At 66.6% G+C, this 625-nt stretch carries 1 protein-coding gene; it reads left to right on the top strand.

Annotated elements, in window-relative coordinates; all coding sequences use genetic code 11:
- A partial coding sequence (locus I6F09_RS37190; RefSeq protein WP_225190202.1) for a DUF1522 domain-containing protein occupies nt 1-625 on the top strand: 625 nt, incomplete at both ends.

The raw sequence follows: 625 nt of genomic DNA on the forward strand, positions 1-625 counted from the left end.
CCACCAGCGCGGCTTCGCTGGGTGCGACGATCACCGACGGCTCGACGCTGAACGTCAACGGTAAAGTCATCACCTTCAAGAATGCGCCGATCCCGGGCTCGACCGGTGCGCCGAGCATTCCGACCGGTTATGGTGCGAGCGGTAACGTCCTCACCGACGGCGCCGGCAACTCGACGGTCTATCTGCAGGGCGGTACCCTCAACGACGTCTTGAAGGCGATCGACCTCGCCACCGGCGTGCAGACCGCGACGATCGGCGCCAACGGCACCGCGACGCTCGCGACGGCCTCCGGCCAGACCAACTCGTCGATCAACGCCTCGGGCCAGCTGAAGCTGTCCACTGGCGTCAATGCCGACCTGTCGATCACCGGCACGGGCAATGCGCTGAACGCGCTCGGCCTTGCCGGCAACACCGGAACGGCGACCGCCTTCACCGCGGCGCGCACCTCCGGCATCGGCGGCATCAGCGGCAAGACCTTGACCTTCACCTCCTTCAACGGCGGCACGGCGGTCAACGTCACCTTCGGCGACGGCACCAACGGCACGGTCAAGACGCTCGATCAGCTCAACACCAAGCTGCAGGCCAACAACCTGTCGGCGACGATCGACGCCAACGGGCTGCTGAC

Source organism: Bradyrhizobium sp. IC3195, from assembly GCF_020193585.1.
GTDB lineage: Bacteria > Pseudomonadota > Alphaproteobacteria > Rhizobiales > Xanthobacteraceae > Bradyrhizobium > Bradyrhizobium yuanmingense.